A 14,580-nucleotide genomic window follows, 5' to 3' on the forward strand; every position below is an offset into this window, starting at 1 on the left:
TAAGGCTTTATCCTAGTTGCTTTCCTCTTTTGGACTCAACCTTTTTAATCTGTGGCGACCAGACAGTGAATTTATCTCTGACTAAACGACTGTGGATAGGCTTTGCGCTGATGGCGGCACTGACTCTTATCAGTACGCTGACAGGCTGGTATAACCTGCGTTTTGTCAGCCAGGTTGAGCAGGCCAATACCCAGGCGCTAATTCCAACCATGGATATGGCGCGCCAGCTCAGCGAGGCCAGTGCCTGGGAACTGTTTTCCGCACAAAATCTGACCACCGCAGACAATGAAAATATGTGGCTGGCTCAGGGGAGAATGCTAACCGCCCAGAGTCTGAAAATAACCACATTACTCAAAACTCTTCGTGAACAGGGCTTTGATACCTCGGCCATTGAACAACAGGAAAAAGAGATCGCCCAGTCGTTAAGCCATCAGGGGGAGATGGTTGGCGAACGCCTGAAATTACGCGCTCAACAGCAACAACTTAGCCAGAAAATTATTGAGGCCACCGCTGACGTTGCCGAAATGGCTCGCGGCCAGGCCAGCAATGCAGCTACTTCGGCGGGCGCCACGCAGGCAAGCATTTATGATTTAATTGAGAGTCATCAGGGGCAAGCGGCTGAACACGCGTTGGACAGGCTCATCGATATCGATCTGGAATATTATAACCAGATGAATGAGCTGCGCCTGAGCGCGCTACGCGTGCAGCAAATGGTGATGAATCTGGGGAATAACCAGGCGCAGAATAACCTGGCTGCGCTGGAAAGCCAGTTGAATGCCGCCGTCAGAGTGCTTCACCGCCGACAAATACGTATTGAAGATCCGGTGGTGCGCACTCAGGTGGCCGACACCGTCAATACGATTAGCCGTTATATTGAGCTGCTGTCCCTGTATCGCCAGGATAATGACATCACGACCCAATTGCAGATCTTATCGCAGAATAATATCGAACAATTTACCCGTTTCAGTAGCGAAGTCAGCCAGTTGGTGGAAATCATCGGCCAACGCAATCAAAGCGGACTGGCACATCTCAAACAGGCCAGCCAGCGCGGGCAACACTTGCTGCTGCTGTTAGGTGGCGTGTCATTATGTTTGTTGATTCTTATACTTTGGCGTGTGGTTTATCGTTCAGTCACACGCCCACTGGCACAGCAAACCCAGGCGTTGCAGCGTCTACTTGAGGGGGATATTGACTCCCCATTTCCGGAAACCGCAGGCGTTCGTGAACTGGATACCATCGGGCGGTTGATGGATGCCTTTCGCAGCAGCGTTCACGCCCTCAATAACCATCGCAAACATCTGGCCGCACAGGTTAAAGCTCGCACCGCCGAGCTGCATTCTATGGTATCTGAACACCGGCAGGCCCGTGCAGAAGCCGAGAAAGCCAACCAGGCAAAATCGGCGTTTCTTGCCGCCATGAGCCATGAAATACGCACCCCGTTGTATGGTATCCTCGGCACTGCGCAGTTGCTCTCAGACAATCCCGCCCTGACACAGCATCGGGAAAATCTACGCGCAATCACCGACTCGGGCGAGTCTCTGCTGACCATCCTCAACGATATCCTCGACTATTCCGCCATCGAAGCCGGTGGAAAAAATGTTGCGATAGGCGATGAGCCTTTTGAACCCAAACCCTTGCTGGAAAGTACGCTTCAACTCATGAACAGCCGCGTTGCCGGTCGTCCGGTCGTGCTGGTTGCGGATTTTGCCGATAACGTTCCCGCTTCCCTACGTGGCGATCCGCGCCGCATCCGGCAAATCATTACTAACTTATTAAACAACGCACTACGCTTTACCGATCGAGGACACATTATCCTGCGTAGTCGGCGTGAAGATCAGGACTGGTATGTTGAGGTTGAGGATACGGGATGCGGAATTGACCCTGCCCGTCAGCACGATATTTTTCAGCCGTTCGTTCAGGTAAGCGGTAAACGCGGTGGAACCGGACTCGGACTCACCATCAGCGCCAGTCTCGCCAAGGCAATGCAGGGAGAGCTAAGCGTCACCAGCACACCCGGCGTCGGGAGTTGTTTCCAGCTGCGTCTGCCATTGCGGGCAACCACGATGCCCATCATTAAACCCGCACAACGTTCCATATCGTTACAGGGCTTACGCTTATTGCTTATCGAGGATAATCCTCTTACGCAGCGCATCAGCACAGAAATGCTCACTCTCAATGGCGCACAGGTCACCGCTGTCGACTGTGCCGAGGAGGCGTTAAGCCTGTTGCGGGAAGATGCCAGCTTTAATGCTGCTCTGGTTGATTTCGATCTTCCTGATATCGACGGGATCACGCTGGCGCAGCAGTTAGCCCACGACTATCCGGCACTTAACCTGATCGGCTTTAGCGCACACGTCATCGACGAAACGCTAAACCAAAGAACCAGTACCCTGTTTCTCGGCATTATTCAAAAACCGGTTCCACGGGATGAACTCAGTCGACTTATTACGCATTATCTGCACGCCAACGAGTCTCTCCCGCTTGCATCAGACAATGACAACAAACGGTTAGATTTTCAGCAATTGGCTGGGGATATCCAGGTCATGGGATGGCAAAAGGTGCACGAATGGTTAGCGCTCTTTAAGCAACACGCCCTTCCTTTATTAGATGAAATTGACACGGCGCGAGATTTAAATGAGCGCGAGCAGATAAAACGTCTGGCACATCAGCTCAAAAGCAGCTGCGCCAGCATGGGAATGCACTCAGCCAGTACGATGTGTGCAGCACTTGAACAGCAGCCGTTGGGTGATTTTTCACTCAGAGAGGAGATCCAACAAAGTCTTTATGAGGTAGAACATTGGCTGGAAGCAGAAAAACCGTCCCACTCGTAACGGTGCGTTGAAGCTGAGCATAGGGACTAACTTTGAATGGTACGCCCTGTAGGATTCGAACCTACGACCTACGGCTTAGAAGGCCGTTGCTCTATCCAACTGAGCTAAGGGCGCATTGCGAAGTAATTACTTCATGCAGATGAAACGCGTGAATTATACGGTCAGCGCCTGCTGAGTCAATGCCTTTTATTTCAGTTGCTGGCGAAGTGTACGAATGTTGATTTTTTCTGCTTGTTCAAGGGTATCCAGGAAATCACCTGGTAACAACTCAGCCCACGAAACGCCAGATTTAAGGATACATGTATTTAGAATATTTATGATTTTGCTTAACATTCCCTTACCCCTCTAGCGGTTCAGGAACTCTTTAATGTTAAGTATCGCCATCAAGGAAGAAAACAGTCACTTCGAACATGGACTGAAAATCATCATCTCCCATCTGGCAAATCAGTGGCATCAGGAGATCTGCTTTTTACCTGTCGAGAATATCGATCGCGCTGACATCGCGTTTATCTCCCTGGATGAAGATTGGCTCAGCGCCGATTGCTATCAGATTCCGATCCATACCCGCCGCCAACACCGGGTTGTCATCTGCAACAGAAATGATAAAGATAAGCTGATGTTCCGGCCCTGCCTGTACATGTTGCCGCTGATCTATCGAGAAGATGACGTTGAGGAAATGACTAAAAAATTAGTCCCCATCCTGCAAAAACGTGCGCTGCGCAGCAACGTGCCTGCAACTATCTGCCATTACTGCACTACCCGCAACTTTTCTGTCGACGAACGCAAGTTCTTAATGTTTCTCGCCAGCGGATATACCTTAGCCGAAACGGCTCACTTACTCTCAATAAGCGATCTTCAGGCCAAAGCGACCCGCCGCGGCATAATGAAAAAGCTGCATGTGAAAAACGATCAGCAATTCTTAAGATACATCCGCGCCCATCTGAATTTTCTACAAAATTAGACGGGGTATCTCTGCCTAATTTTTATTGAGAAATATCTCATCCTCGATTAAGTATCGACTCCTACTGTACCTATCCTCTGCCTGCCAGAATAATCCAGCCATACTATTTCCGGGGTAACAGAAAGACACACCCGGTAATATTTTATCTAATATCAGAGAGAGGTTGAACTGGATAAAACGATCTTTTGGGCATTGAGTAAGACATCAGAAAACTTCCGGCAGATTATTCTGATGGGATACGCAATTGCCAGTCTGATGATTGTTGAAGTACTGAAACCCAACGGCACAAGGACATTGACCTTTACGCTGGCAAAAATTTGGGTCAGGGATGTTTATAGTCAGCAATTTATCCAGACCTGCCGCAACAGAAATGGAATAGAAAAGGATGCACAGCGCAAAACGCCGGGACCGCTATCGCCGCATACGAAACACTAACTGTACCTGGCAATATCCCCACTGTACCTCACAAGTATTTGACCGGCTCGAGTATCTGGCGCAAAAACTCGAATACACATTACCGGACGACACTATATCTCAGGCGATAATTACAACAGACTACTACCTGGCCTACGCGTTAAGTCGACATTTATTCTCAGGCACACGTACGGCGGTCTTCCAGAGCGTTGAGTCGGCCTTACCCAGCATGCAAGAACCAGTAATTAGCCAGTTAGTGATTGACATAGAAAGCTTAACACTCCCCTATTTCGATATACTTGAACGTTTGCGCCAGCTAATTAAGCAGCGTAATGACATCCAGATCTTCATAATGCTTTCAAGTCGTGATGAAGACCTGACTACCTTTATTTCACTATCCGGTCCATTTTATATCCTATCACGCAATTTACGCCTTCCGGAGGTGCGTCACGCCTTATTATCGCCGGTTCCTGACTATATTCATTCCAGACGCATAAATCAGCTCGATTGGGAGATGATTGCCTTACTTTTACAAGGTAACTCCTTAAAAAAGATTGCATTGTTACAAACACAACCTTACCACCGTATCATCTATCGCCTGAACCAATTGATTACGCGCCTGGGGTTATCCAGCAGACAACGCTTTTTGCATCTGATACACCGCCTCAACGTTACCTCTCTTCATTTAATTTAACACCATAACCCTATGTGCGATAAGATTTTTTAGGAAACTACTTATTCTTGAATAAGAAAAAAGATCTAATTTTTACAAATATTTAATATTTACAACTATTCCTGGTATTATGCCTGGTGCCACTGTCACACTTAACCTTACTGATTCTGTGCATTTCAATATAAAAAAGCCTAATTGCAGTCTTAACAAAACCTAAACAATTGGTTTATTGTATCGTTTTTACTATTTAAAAAAATTTTCAATCTGCCATAATTCGAACTGCAGATAAATACTACCAATAGTCATTAACACATCTGGATCTTTCAGAATATCCTAACTGACATTAACAACCGGGATGTTGTAAGTCTTTTCCGAAAGAACAGAGCAGGTATAATCCCCACAGTTTCCTGATTAATTGTTAGTTTTCCCGGTGTGAAATGGATTTTCCACAAATTCATTGTTCTGCAGAAGAACAACCGAATAAACAAGGATGAAATAATATTTATTCGGTTTTCCCGCAGAACAATTCTTGGCTATTTGACAATATTATAACGCCTGATGTTTTATCAAATTCGCAAGATACGCAAACAGTTTGAGGCATACAACAATGAAACCAGCATCCGTTATCATTATGGACGAACACCCTATTGTCAGAATGTCGATAGAAGTACTACTCGAGAAAAACAGTAATATTCAGGTAGTATTGAAAACCGACGACAGCCGTACGGCAATAGAACACCTGCGCACATACCCGGTCGATCTTGTCATCCTGGATATTGAACTACCTGGTTCGGATGGATTTACATTACTCAAGAGAATAAAGTCTCTGCAGGAGAAAACTCGGGTGCTGTTTCTCTCTTCTAAATCGGAGTCTTTTTATGCCGGGCGTGCTATCCGGGCCGGTGCAAATGGTTTTGTCAGTAAACGAAAGGATCTCAATGATATCTACAATGCAGTAAAAATGATTTTATCGGGATATTCTTTTTTCCCGTCGGATACCCTTAATTTCATTAACAATATAAACGCACAAAAAGGTGTGCTGAATGACATGCCGCTCTCTAACCGCGAGGTTACGGTTTTGCGTTATCTGGCAAACGGTCTGTCCAATAAGGAAATTGCTGAACAGTTGTTACTCAGCAATAAAACGATTAGCGCTCACAAGGCGAATATCTACTCCAAGCTCGGGTTGCACACCATCGTTGAGCTGATCGATTATGCAAAAATGCATGAGTTAATGTAATAACACTCCCGGCGAGATGTCGTTCGGGAGCGTTTTGTCAGCTTATTGATTAGTTATAGTTAATCATAAACGTGGCATCAGCCCTGGCGACGCCAGGCTGAACTCCATCGGCTAACGCGATATAGTTGGCGAAAAAGGTCAGCGTGGCATTGCCGTTCTCATCAATCCCCACGGCCTGGCTCGCCTGTTCGAGCGGTAATCGCGTACGATCGCTGTCGTGCAGTTCAATCGCCACCTTTTGCGCCATGACCGCATCATCAAGCGCCAACAGCGTCGTGCCCGGAGCCGGAGTACCGGAAAACGTTATCGACGCGGATCCCGGCGGGCAACCTTCAAGCTTCAGCGTAAACGCGACCGGTTGAGTGGTATCTCCGCTGGTCTGAAGCTGCTTTGTCGGCCAGGTCCCCAACTCCACCGACTTATTGCTGTCGCTGGCAATCACCGCACAGGTAAAGTCCACCACGTTGCCACGCAGCTCAATATTGATTTCCCCCAGCGACGAGGCGGCATGGCCCAACGAACTGAATGTTAGCAGGGACACCATCGCCAGAAGCGCCCCTGCGAATGGTGTTTGCTTGTTAGTCATAATCCACTCGCAGATAGCCACGAGCCGTAAAAGGCCCTTCGGTAGGTTTATTCCCCGTCACGCTGACCGGCCATGCCCGAATACCGACCCTGGCTGCGGCGTTATCATCCAATTGAAATGGGATATTGCTGGACAAATTGTTAGGCGTCAGCGGGTTACCACTGCTATCGGCGACGATAAAACCTAAATCCGGGTTGTCAGAAACCATCATTTGTCCGGTGGCTTTCTCAGCCTCTACACGCATGGTCAAGTAGGCCTGTGCGGCGACGTTGGTGCATTTTATCGCCACGGTTTTGGTCTGCGGATTAATGCCTTCGGGCCGGTTTCCTGCCCCCGCCTTGCTAAACAACGATGCGCCAATATCGCCAAAATCAAACTCAACAATCTGCCCGGCGTTCACTTCACAGTTTTGTGGAACCTCCACCTTACCGCTGTAGCTGATGGTGTACACCGGCGTGCTTAGTGCATCTCCGGTACTGGTCGTGACATAGACGCTGAACATCGTCTGACGCGGAATCGGAACCATGTTAATAAACGAGCGGATCACTTTGAGTTTAAACACCAGCTTTGAATCCATTACGCCAAAAGGCTGCTGCTTAGGTACGTTGGGGTGAGTCCCCATACGGATATAGCTACGCGGGGGATAAAACAGCCCGGCATAGCTGTCGGTGATGCTCATGGCTCCCAGCAGGTAGTCATTGAGCTTCAGGTACTGAAAACCGCCCTCGGTACTTTGAACAGGAAGTTCAGTGACATAACTTCGGTAGGTGTAATCAACCGTCGTTCCGGCCGGACAGGTGGCATTCACGCCAATCCAGCCCGATTTTTCCGGTAACGTTACCACCTGTCCCGGCTGGTTGTTGCTGCTGTTAAAGACATTCGACAGATCGTAAAAAACATCCGTTGGCGTGCCATTCGAGTTATGGCAGACCGTCGCCCATGACGAATGGGCCATCAGCAGTAAGGCGCTTCCCAGTAACAAACCCGTTTGTCTTTTCATCGTATTATTCCTGTCGTGCCGTTGGAGATTCGCACGTCACGTTCGTGAGCGTCACCGCCTGTTTCAGACTCTCCTCAGGCAAGGCATAGCGCGCCACGCAGCGAGCGTTTGCGCCTTCCCCCCATTGGATCAGCAACTCGCCTTTTAGCGGCAGACCACTGAGATAAATTTGCCCGTCTTCGCCCACCATACTGGTCACGCCGCTGGTGTTTTCCCGCACAATAGAGCCAAACGGCACGGGTTTACCGGCATATTTGGCGGTAATCAGCGCCCGCACACCGATTCGTGTATCAAACGCCGCTCGCACCAGCGCCCCTTGCGTTGGTACTACGCTGCTGACGTTATTTTCCACATCGGTATTGTTGTTCATGGAATTGGTGTCTAACGCGACGCGGTTATAGCGATAGACGGTGGCATACGGCATCACCGCGTATCCACGCCAGTCGGTTTGAACGCCGGTCTGGTTTTCTATCCGCACACCCTGTGCGCCAGGCGCTTTAATCAGCACGTTGGTATCACCCAGAGGCTGACTGAGCGTAATGCCATCCGCATGCCCCACCACGCCGCCAGAGAGTTGCCAGTTGTAGTCATGCTGATCGCGATCGTAGTTGTATCCCACGCCCAGCGTGCCATAGGCCGCCTGCCAGTTGGCACTGGCGTTTCCGCTGTAGCCATTGGTGCTGCTGTGCCCCTGATTCACGCTGTAGCTCAGGTTGCGTCCATCCAGCAACGTACCGCCGATCCCGCTCTGCCAGCTGTTTTGTCCATTGCTATTACGGTTAGCATTAAAGGTGGCGTAGGTGCGATCGAAGGCGCTATCTCGCGAGTAGCGCCGTCCGCTCAGCAGGCTGAACGGTATTGACATATTGAACGCGACAATACGGTCGGTGTCGGAGATGCCAACCGATTCATTCCACGACCAGGAGAGTGAATAGCTAATACCTTGCCAGCCGCTGGCATAGCCCAGTTGATACCAGGTATTGGTGTCTGAGGTATTCCAGTACGTTTGCTGACTACCCGAGACATACAGCGATCCGTAATCCCCCAGATTCTGCGAAATGTTTATCTGGAAACGGCCCTTTTTGCTGTAGCTCAGGTTGTGGTAACTCTTCACATCGGGCACATCGTGGCGATTGCCCTCGCTGTCGTATTCGTACTCATAGCCTTCCATACTGCGATACGCCACATCGTCGAGGGTGTAGAAACCACGCGTAGAGTAGCGATATCCCAACAACTGAAAGTTGGTGCCAAAATTGTTCAGCGATTTCGCATATAGAAAACGCAATGACTGCCCCTGATGCGTACTGTCATCCGCCAGTTGGCTGCGGGCATGAGTTAGATCGACAGAAACAGCCCCCCAGTCCCCCAGGTTTCGGCCGGTGCCTAAAACCACCGCCGTGTAGCGTGAGGCCAACTGCGTACCGCCGTAAGCGGTGTAGCCTTCTGGTAACCCAGCAATTAATGTTCCCTGGAAAAAGAATGGAGAAGATTGTTGGCTATTGCCGCTGCGAAAATCCCCTGCGACCACGTCATATTTGAAACGCCCTTCTCGCTGTAACAACGGAACCGTGGAGTACGGCACCGTATAGCGCTGTTGGCTGCCGTCCTTTTCGTCCACCGTCACCTCAAGGTCACCGCTGGATGACGTCGGGTTGAGATCGGTTATCGAGAAAGCGCCCGGTGAAACATAGCTTTGATAAATCACATAGCCATTCTGACGAATGGTTAGCTTTGCCGCTGTTCGCGCAATACCGCGAACGGTAGGCGCGTAGCCCTGTAAGCTGTCGGGATACATACTGTCTGAAGAATAGAGCCGCGCCCCGCGAAATCCGACGCTGTCAAAAACGTCGTTACCGGTGTTGCTGTCACCCATCACCAGCTCGCCCTTCAGCGGGATAATCGCGCGCTGAAGCCATGTGCCGATGTTTTTCCAGCTTTGTGAGTGATATCCGTCACCTTTGGAATAGCTCCATGCGCCGTTATTTCTCAAGCGCCAGGGACCATAGTTCAGGCCACTGAGCATACTTAAGAAATAGCTGTCCGTATCACTCCCGCGGCTGCCGGTAAAGCTGTAGTTGACCAGCGCGGCCGGGATGCCTTCATCCCACTCTTCCGGTGGAATATAGCCACGCGCGCTGTTTAACATCGACGCCTGCGGCAGGCTGACGTTTAGTCGCAGGGTAGAAAAATCAAACGCAATCTCGCTGCCTGGAATCGCCTCAGGTAGATTGATACAGGTATCGTTCGCACCCTTATTGAGTGCCGGAAACGCGGCGATATTGACACCAAGGCGCTTCACCCAGTCGAGCCCAAAGCACGGCATCAGCCCACCAGACTTCTCCCCGGCTTTTCCCGCGCTGGTCGTAAAGCGAATATCCTGAGTAGCCACAAACTCATCGTTGCGCCAGATATCCACGCGATAAACACCTTCAGGCTGGTGATTACCTTTTTCAAAACGTGATAAATCCGCCACGGTTGCCGTATCCGCAGATAAAAAGGCCGGATTAAAATAGCTTTCACCATGGCTTAAAGAGGGAAAGAGCGCCGCCAGCGTGGACAACGCCACCCCCGCCAGCGGTGGCGTAACCCCCGGAAACAGGCCAGGAAAATACGTTGTCTTATTCATCGTTATCTCAACGCACGCTAACCGTTTGGGCCGGGGTCACAGCGCCATAATCATTGACCGTCTGGAACGTAACGTTACCCTGCACGCCTGTTGGCAACAGAACCTGCGCATCGCTTTTCGGTGCAACCATCACGTTATCGACCTTCGTTTTCCCCACGTTGAGATTGACCAACGTGACGTAATACGCTGACGGATTGTTAATTTTCAGGTGGTTGCCGGAACGGGAGAATTTCAGCATCCCGGGCGCATCTTCCGGAATTTGCGGCAAATTATTCGGGCGCACAAAAAGCTTGATGCGGGACAGAATCGCCAGTTGCAGAACGTTTTTGCCCTCAAGGCTGTTTTTATTGACTGACGGAATGGCTTTTACGTTCATCCAGAACAGCGACTCACGATCTTTGGGCAACGGAACACCTGCATAGATAATACGCAACGTGTTTTCGCTTTTGGGCTCGCTGACAAACAACGGAGGCGTAACCACAAACGATGTTTCTTTAACACCTGCGCTATTCTCAATCCATGAATTGACCAGGTAACGTTCTTTGGTATCACTATTGCTAATAGACAGTGACGTTTGTTTGGCATCGGCTGGATAAATAACACGGGTAGCGCCTAATGCAATGCCTCCGGCAGCCTGAACACTGGCAACAGGAAATAAGAATAGTAAAAGGATAAAACCTGATTTTAGATAATTAAACATAGCTACAAATACCTTTGGTGTGATTATCGTTGGGAAATAAATCAGGGATAAACCAACGTAAACCACACGTCTGAACGAAGCGTTCCCGGCGTTATATTTTCCGAGACAGCCCGATAACGAGCAGTGAAATGAAACGTCATCTCTTGCGTTATAATCGGCGCATAATGAAGCGGCAGCGCATTCGGAATAATTTGCCGTTGGCGCTGGTCAAATAACGCCAGGCCGATCCCCGAAGCCGCAGACGCATCTCCACTGGCAAGGAAAACCTGCGGATCTTCCGCTGGCGTCACGCCTGCAAACGCAATCCCAACGTGGTCATAAACATCGGAGCTGCATGACGTTAAGCGCAGTGAAAACGGCACGCTGGTAGAGGCAAAGCTCCCCGTCCCGGAGAAAGCATTGGTGCGATACTGCCCCATTTGCACCCGCAAATTTTGGCTGTCAGTAGCGACCGTACAGGCACCATTGACGAGCTGCCCCCGTAAGTGAAGGCGGCCACTTTCCAGTATTACCGTATGTGCAAACACAGGCAGTACGCACAGCATTCCCGCCAGCGCCACGCCTTTCCCTATCATCTGCCGCATCCTTCATCATCCCCGGAAATTGCCTCATCCAGTGAGGCGAACGTCATCCTTGCGCAAATCAAAACGGCTTATTCGTACTTCATGATGAACGTCGCGTCGGCATTTGCCTGACCCGGCGTAGCGCTGGTGGCAGTGGCTTTGTAACGCGCAGAGAAACGCAGGGTGTTGGTTCCTTCTACCAGCGCCTGAGCGGTAGAGAAGGTGGCTCCATCCGGCTTCAGCGCGGTGGACGTGTTGTCCAGAATTTCGATACCAACACCGCCAGCAGTAGTGGTGTTATTCCCTGAAGAAACAGCCAACAGAGCCGAGTTGGTGGCATCTGCCTGACCAGAGAAAGCAACGGCTGCGGTTGCAGCAACTTTCGGATCACAATCGTTCAGCACGATGGAGAACGGAATTTGTGCCGTTGTATCACCTACTGCGGCAAAACTGGCAGTACGATACTGGCCTAAGGTGACAACCTGATCGGATGACTGAGTACTGACTGCACAGGCTGCATTGACCAGTTCACCTTCAAAATGCACAGTACCGCCGCTCACACTTACCGGATCGGCTGCAACCGCAGCACCTGCGACTAACATCAGGCTGGCAATAACAGAAGAGGTCATTAATTTACGTTTCATGGATTTCCCTTGAATTACACACATCCGGCTCCAGCATCCTGCGGGATCCGTTTTCATTATCGACATTAAATGTCAGGCTAATTATCTCTGCATCCTGTAAAGATATATATCGCAAGAGAATTAGCTAACCTTTTACCCCGACTCTCCTGAGTATTTGATTTACTAATTATCCTTCGCGAATATGACTATTCGTCACAGCGATAAATTAAACATTTCAATTAATGAAAAATACCTGCAAATCCTTTTAATAGCCCTGGTTAATTCTTAATGGGATCTAAGAAAAGTCTTGGTTAATATTACCTAAATGCCGCCGTAATAGTACGTAACAGTCTGGTTTATGAAGCATTACCCATAAAGAACCCAGGGTGATGAGATGTTTCATTCACGTTAATTTTAATTAGCATGCTTATTATTTATTCGTAAGGCTTCAGCCTTTGTGCCGACACCATTTGCAGCCCTGACGGCCCTGGCGCACATAAAAACGCAAACGAAAACTGACAGCACGTCCCGCTTCTGACAAAATAGTGGCATCCCCTTCGATTTAACGTAACAGACGGAATCCTCTCTCTGATGGCAGCAAAGATTATTGACGGTAAAACGATTGCGCAGCAGGTGCGCTCTGAGGTTGCTCAAAAAGTTCAGGCGCGTTTAGCGGCTGGATTACGCGCCCCAGGCCTGGCTGTTGTGCTGGTAGGCAGCAATCCGGCTTCGCAAATATACGTCGCGAGTAAACGCAAAGCCTGCGACGAAGTGGGGTTCGTCTCCCGCTCCTATGACCTGCCCGAAACCACCAGCGAGGCGGAGCTTCTTGAGCTGATCGATACGCTCAATGCAGATACCACCATCGACGGTATTCTGGTACAACTGCCGTTACCTGCCGGTATCGACAACGTTAAAGTGCTGGAGCGTATTGCACCAGATAAAGACGTTGACGGTTTTCATCCGTATAACGTCGGTCGCCTGTGCCAGCGTGCGCCGCGCCTGCGTCCTTGTACCCCGCGCGGTATCGTGACCCTGCTTGAGCGTTACAACATCGACACCTACGGCCTTAATGCGGTCGTCATTGGCGCTTCAAACATCGTCGGTCGCCCAATGAGCATGGAACTGCTGCTGGCTGGCTGCACCACCACCGTCACCCATCGCTTCACCAAAGATCTGCGTCGCCACGTTGAGCATGCTGACCTGCTAATTGTTGCCGTCGGTAAACCGGGCTTTATTCCTGGCGAGTGGATTAAAGAAGGTGCGATTGTGATTGATGTCGGCATCAACCGTCTGGAGAATGGTAAGGTTGTTGGCGATGTGGTCTTTGAAGATGCTGCCGCACGCGCGTCATATATCACGCCAGTGCCGGGCGGCGTTGGCCCCATGACCGTAGCCACACTTATCGAAAACACGCTGCAGGCGTGTGTTGAATATCATGATGTAAAGGACGTTTAAGATGGCCACATTTTCACTGGGTAAACACCCGCATGTTGAACTCTGCGATCTGCTGAAGCTGGAAGGCTGGAGCGAAAGCGGCGCCCAGGCAAAAATTGCTATTGGCGAAGGGTTGGTGAAGGTCGATGGCGTTGTTGAAACGCGTAAACGATGCAAAATCGTTGCCGGACAGACCGTGAGCTTTGAAGGTCACAGCATTAGCGTCGTGGCGTGACCCTAAGTGCCGGATGAGGTAAACACCGTATCCGGCCACTTCTCCCTCTCGTTTTCAGATAATGACTTCATCCCCGCTTCACAGTGAACTGTTAGCATGTTGTTTTTCCACACGAAGCGATCATCATGCCCACTATTGTTACCCACGCAGCCGTTCCGCTCTGTTTAGGGTTAGGTCTCGGACTTAAAGTCATCCCCCCACGATTACTGTTTGCTGGCGTCGTTCTGGCTATGCTGCCAGATGCCGATGTGTTGTCATTTAAGTTCGGTGTCGCCTATGGCAATGTGTTTGGCCACCGGGGATTTACCCACTCACTGCTGTTCGCCTTCGTGGTACCGCTGCTCTGCGTATTGATTGGCCGACGATGGTTTAAGGCGGGATTGATTCGCTGCTGGCTATTCCTGACGGTTTCACTGCTGTCACACAGTCTGCTGGATTCCGTTACGACAGGCGGCAAAGGCGTCGGCTGGCTGTGGCCGTGGTCGGATGAACGCTTCTTTGCACCGTGGCAGGTGATTAAAGTCGCCCCGTTTGCGTTATCACGCTACGCCACACCGTATGGGCATCAGGTAATAACTTCGGAGTTGATGTGGGTATGGCTGCCGGGCGTTATGATGATGGGTGTGCTGTGGTGGTACAAACGTCATTAATAGTGCCTGATGGCGCTACGCTTATCAGGCCTACCGATCAT

At 50.1% G+C, this 14,580-nt stretch carries 13 protein-coding genes and 1 tRNA gene; 7 read left to right on the forward strand and 7 right to left on the reverse strand.

Annotated features, from left to right (window positions below; translation table 11 throughout):
• Window positions 1-65: 65 nt before the first annotated feature.
• A complete protein-coding gene (torS, locus tag OGV74_RS19460; protein ID WP_086503792.1) occupies window positions 66-2,831 on the forward strand; it encodes a TMAO reductase system sensor histidine kinase/response regulator TorS in 2,766 nt (921 codons plus the stop codon).
• A gap of 37 nt (window positions 2,832-2,868) precedes the next feature.
• Here torS and OGV74_RS19465 read toward each other — a convergent pair.
• Window positions 2,869-2,945: transfer RNA gene (locus OGV74_RS19465), tRNA-Arg, on the reverse strand.
• A 253-nt stretch (window positions 2,946-3,198) separates the two neighbouring features.
• Here OGV74_RS19465 and fimW point away from each other — a divergent pair.
• From fimW to fimZ, 3 genes are all read left to right on the forward strand, one after another.
• Entirely contained in the window at window positions 3,199-3,792 is a 594-nt protein-coding gene (gene fimW, locus OGV74_RS19470; protein WP_016149736.1) for a fimbria biosynthesis transcriptional regulator FimW, read from the forward strand.
• 385 nt (window positions 3,793-4,177) lie between these two features.
• Window positions 4,178-4,900 carry a fimbria biosynthesis regulator FimY gene (gene fimY / locus OGV74_RS19475; protein WP_286521414.1) on the forward strand — a complete coding sequence of 241 codons (723 nt, stop codon included), beginning with the start codon at window positions 4,178-4,180 and terminating at the stop codon, window positions 4,898-4,900.
• A gap of 586 nt (window positions 4,901-5,486) precedes the next feature.
• Complete coding sequence (gene fimZ / locus OGV74_RS19480; RefSeq protein WP_003021902.1) at window positions 5,487-6,119, forward strand: fimbria biosynthesis transcriptional regulator FimZ; 633 nt, start codon at window positions 5,487-5,489, stop codon at window positions 6,117-6,119.
• Between the two features lie 49 nt (window positions 6,120-6,168).
• Here fimZ and sfmF read toward each other — a convergent pair whose 3' ends face one another.
• From sfmF to fimA, 6 genes are all read right to left on the reverse strand, one after another.
• Window positions 6,169-6,705, reverse strand: a complete 537-nt coding sequence (gene sfmF, locus OGV74_RS19485) for a fimbria assembly protein (protein WP_003021899.1) — start codon at window positions 6,703-6,705, stop codon at window positions 6,169-6,171.
• Window positions 6,698-7,705, reverse strand: a complete 1,008-nt coding sequence (gene fimH / locus OGV74_RS19490) for a type 1 fimbria D-mannose specific adhesin FimH (protein ID WP_016149735.1) — start codon at window positions 7,703-7,705, stop codon at window positions 6,698-6,700. Before fimH ends, sfmF begins: the two co-directional genes overlap by 8 nt.
• 4 nt (window positions 7,706-7,709) lie before the next feature.
• Window positions 7,710-10,331, reverse strand: a complete 2,622-nt coding sequence (locus OGV74_RS19495) for a fimbrial biogenesis usher protein (RefSeq protein ID WP_086503790.1) — start codon at window positions 10,329-10,331, stop codon at window positions 7,710-7,712.
• 7 nt (window positions 10,332-10,338) lie between these two features.
• A complete protein-coding gene (fimC, locus tag OGV74_RS19500) occupies window positions 10,339-11,031 on the reverse strand; it encodes a type 1 fimbria chaperone FimC (protein WP_016149733.1) in 693 nt (230 codons plus the stop codon).
• A gap of 41 nt (window positions 11,032-11,072) precedes the next feature.
• A complete protein-coding gene (gene fimI / locus OGV74_RS19505; RefSeq protein WP_003847496.1) occupies window positions 11,073-11,606 on the reverse strand; it encodes a type 1 fimbrial protein subunit FimI in 534 nt (177 codons plus the stop codon).
• Window positions 11,607-11,683: 77 nt separating this feature from the next.
• Window positions 11,684-12,238, reverse strand: coding sequence for a type 1 fimbrial major subunit FimA (gene fimA, locus OGV74_RS19510; RefSeq protein ID WP_032947919.1), 555 nt, complete (start codon window positions 12,236-12,238; stop codon window positions 11,684-11,686).
• Between the two features lie 570 nt (window positions 12,239-12,808).
• Here fimA and folD point away from each other — a divergent pair.
• From folD to OGV74_RS19525, 3 genes are all read left to right on the forward strand, one after another.
• Window positions 12,809-13,675, forward strand: a complete 867-nt coding sequence (gene folD / locus OGV74_RS19515; protein WP_003021887.1) for a bifunctional methylenetetrahydrofolate dehydrogenase/methenyltetrahydrofolate cyclohydrolase FolD — start codon at window positions 12,809-12,811, stop codon at window positions 13,673-13,675.
• 1 nt (window position 13,676) lies between these two features.
• Entirely contained in the window at window positions 13,677-13,889 is a 213-nt protein-coding gene (ybcJ, locus tag OGV74_RS19520) for a ribosome-associated protein YbcJ (protein ID WP_003021885.1), read from the forward strand.
• A gap of 125 nt (window positions 13,890-14,014) precedes the next feature.
• Complete coding sequence (locus tag OGV74_RS19525; protein WP_003021883.1) at window positions 14,015-14,539, forward strand: metal-dependent hydrolase; 525 nt, start codon at window positions 14,015-14,017, stop codon at window positions 14,537-14,539.
• The last annotated feature ends 41 nt before the right edge of the window (window positions 14,540-14,580 follow it).

It is taken from the genome of Citrobacter sp. Cf116 (assembly GCF_030336505.1).
Lineage (GTDB): Bacteria > Pseudomonadota > Gammaproteobacteria > Enterobacterales > Enterobacteriaceae > Citrobacter > Citrobacter freundii.

What these genes read in the sequence shown, in the direction of transcription:
- fimW (WP_016149736.1), top strand. Translation starts at nt 3,199, where the DNA reads ATGTTAAGTATCGCCATCAAGGAAGAAAACAGTCACTTCGAACATGGA.
- fimY (WP_286521414.1), top strand. Translation starts at nt 4,178, where the DNA reads ATGCACAGCGCAAAACGCCGGGACCGCTATCGCCGCATACGAAACACT.
- fimZ (WP_003021902.1), top strand. Translation starts at nt 5,487, where the DNA reads ATGAAACCAGCATCCGTTATCATTATGGACGAACACCCTATTGTCAGA.
- sfmF (WP_003021899.1), bottom strand. Translation starts at nt 6,705, where the DNA reads ATGACTAACAAGCAAACACCATTCGCAGGGGCGCTTCTGGCGATGGTG.
- fimH (WP_016149735.1), bottom strand. Translation starts at nt 7,705, where the DNA reads ATGAAAAGACAAACGGGTTTGTTACTGGGAAGCGCCTTACTGCTGATG.
- OGV74_RS19495 (WP_086503790.1), bottom strand. Translation starts at nt 10,331, where the DNA reads ATGAATAAGACAACGTATTTTCCTGGCCTGTTTCCGGGGGTTACGCCA.
- fimC (WP_016149733.1), bottom strand. Translation starts at nt 11,031, where the DNA reads ATGTTTAATTATCTAAAATCAGGTTTTATCCTTTTACTATTCTTATTT.
- fimI (WP_003847496.1), bottom strand. Translation starts at nt 11,606, where the DNA reads ATGATAGGGAAAGGCGTGGCGCTGGCGGGAATGCTGTGCGTACTGCCT.
- fimA (WP_032947919.1), bottom strand. Translation starts at nt 12,238, where the DNA reads ATGAAACGTAAATTAATGACCTCTTCTGTTATTGCCAGCCTGATGTTA.
- folD (WP_003021887.1), top strand. Translation starts at nt 12,809, where the DNA reads ATGGCAGCAAAGATTATTGACGGTAAAACGATTGCGCAGCAGGTGCGC.
- ybcJ (WP_003021885.1), top strand. Translation starts at nt 13,677, where the DNA reads ATGGCCACATTTTCACTGGGTAAACACCCGCATGTTGAACTCTGCGAT.
- OGV74_RS19525 (WP_003021883.1), top strand. Translation starts at nt 14,015, where the DNA reads ATGCCCACTATTGTTACCCACGCAGCCGTTCCGCTCTGTTTAGGGTTA.